The organism is Protofrankia coriariae, assembly GCF_001017755.1.
Taxonomy (GTDB): Bacteria; Actinomycetota; Actinomycetes; order Frankiales; family Frankiaceae; genus Protofrankia; species Protofrankia coriariae.
The window spans coordinates 151983-154295 of sequence record NZ_JWIO01000004.1; the positions used below are offsets into that span (position 1 = coordinate 151983).

2 protein-coding genes are annotated in these 2313 nt (G+C 73.1%); both read right to left on the minus strand.

The features are described from left to right. Positions 1-155: 155 nt before the first annotated feature. On the minus strand, positions 156-1664 hold the full coding sequence (locus tag FrCorBMG51_RS04435; protein ID WP_047221818.1) for an anthranilate synthase component I: 1509 nt from the start codon (positions 1662-1664) through the stop codon (positions 156-158). After that, the gene (gene hisI, locus FrCorBMG51_RS04440; RefSeq protein WP_047221819.1) at positions 1661-2137 is read right to left on the minus strand and encodes a phosphoribosyl-AMP cyclohydrolase; all 477 of its coding nucleotides are present in this window, start codon (positions 2135-2137) and stop codon (positions 1661-1663) included. Before hisI ends, FrCorBMG51_RS04435 begins: the two co-directional genes overlap by 4 nt. Positions 2138-2313 lie beyond the last annotated feature (176 nt).

Genomic DNA, 2313 nt, shown 5'->3' on the forward strand with positions numbered 1-2313 from the left:
GGCCTGTCCACCCCCGGCCGCGGACGCGTCACGGTCCGCGGGAGCACCGGGAGCACCGGGAGCACCGGGAGCCGTGGTGTCGTGGGCCGCGCGGGTGCCGTCGTCGCGGTGCTCACCGGCGGTCGCGGACGGCGTCCGCGGTGGTGCTCCCCCGGTCATGTCGGCGGACGCAGCGACTCGGCGATCTCGATCGCCCGCAGCACCGCCGCCGCCTTGGTGCGGCTCTCGTCGTTCTCGGCCGCGGGGACGGAGTCGGCGACGATACCCGCGCCGGCCTGCACGTAGGCGACGCCGTCGCGCAACACGGCGGTGCGGATGGCGATCGCGGTGTCCAGGTCACCGCCGAAGTCCAGGTAGCCGACCACGCCCCCGTACAGGCCCCGGCGGGTGGGCTCGAGGCTCTCGATGATCTCCATCGCGCGCACCTTCGGCGCGCCGGTGAGGGTCCCGGCGGGGAAGGTCGCCGTGAGGACATCCACGGCCGAGCGGTCCGCGGCGACCTCGCCAGTCACCGTCGAGACGATGTGCATGATCTGCGAGAACCGTTCGACGGCGGCGAACTCGACCACCCGCACCGACCCCGGCTCGCAGACCCGGCCCAGGTCGTTGCGGACCAGGTCGACGAGCATCACGTGTTCGGACCGTTCCTTGGGGTCGGCGAGCAGTTGCGTGGCGAGCTCGGCGTCCGCCTCCGGGGTGGCACCGCGGGGCCGGCTGCCGGCGATCGGGTGCAGCAGGGCGCGGCGCCCGGTCACCGTCACGTGCGCCTCCGGCGAGGAGCCGATCACGTCATGGTCGTCAAAGCGCAGCAGGTACATGTACGGGCTCGGGTTGGACGCCCGCAGCACCCGGTAGATGTCCAGGGCGGCGGCCGTCGTCCGCCGCTCGAAGCGCTGGGAGACCACGATCTGGAAGCACTCGCCGGCCCGGATCTCCTCGATGGCGGTCTCGACGGACGCCTCGAAACGCTCCGGTGGGGTTGCCGAGACGAAGTCCGCGATCGACAGCTTCGCCGGCACCCCGGTGCTGGCCACGGTCGGCTCGGTCGACTTGCACAGGCCGGCCGTCATGACCTCGAGCCGGTGCAGGGCGTCGTCGTAGGCCGCGTCCAGATCGCCGCCGCCGCGGGTGAACACGTTGGCGATCAGCAGGCAGGAGCAGTCCCGGTGGTCGAAGACGGCCAGGTCGGCCGTGAGCATCATGCGCAGCTCGGCCATGCCCAGATCGTCCACGGCGGTCGAGGGCAGCCGTTCCACCCGTCGGATGATGTCGTACGACAGGTAGCCCACCAGTCCGCCGGTCAGCGGCGGGCCGTCGGGCAGCCGGGGTGCGCGCAACGTCGCCTGCGCCGCCCGCAGGATCTCCAGCGGGTCGCCGCCGGTGGGCAGCCCCGGCGGGGGGTCACCGGCCAGCCAGACCGCCGATCCGTCACGTTCGGTGAGGGTGGCCGCGGCCCGGACGCCCACGAACGAATACCGCGACCATGCCTCGCCGTTCTCGGCCGACTCCAGCAGAAACGTGCCGGGGCCGCCGGCGAGCTTGCGGTAGATCCCGACCGGGGTCTCGCCGTCGGCGAGCAGGCTGCGGGTCACCGCGACCACCGGGTACTCGGCGGCCAGCTCGTGGAACCGCGAGCGGCCGGGGCTGATCTCCCCTGTGGTCACGGCTGTGCTCCCCTCGCGGGTTCTTCGGCGACGCCCGCGCGCCGGGCGTCGCGCGCCTGCGCCGGATCGATGGGCGGATCGATGACGGTGGCCGGCAGCGTCCGGCCGTCGAAACAGCTCCGGCTGCCGGTGTGGCAGGCCGGTCCCATCTGGTCGACCTGGACCAGGACGGTGTCCCCGTCGCAGTCCAGCGACACCGAGCGGACCAGTTGCAGGTTGCCGCTGGTGTCCCCCTTGACCCAGTACTCCCGGCGGCTGCGGCTCCAGTAGGTGGCCCGTCCGGTGGTCAGCGTCCGGCGCAGGGCCTCGTCGTCCATCCAGCCAACCATCAGCACCTCGCCGGTGTCGTACTGCTGGGCGACCGCCGGGAACAGGCCGGCGGCGTCACGTTTGAGCCGGTCTGCGATCGCGGGGTCCAGCTGGGGGGATGGGGCGGGCACGAGCTCATTGTGCCGCGCCCGACGGCCCGGCATACCCGATGAGCGAAGCATGCCGATCTGTCCGGCAGCCATCTGCCCGGTAACCAGCCAGGCCAGCCAGGCCAGCGCCAAGGCAGCCAGGAGACGCCGGAGACGCAACGGGACGACACCAGCCGGACCCGCTGGTGGCCGCGCCCCACCGCACCGCCCCGGGCGTGGCCTGGCGGGCC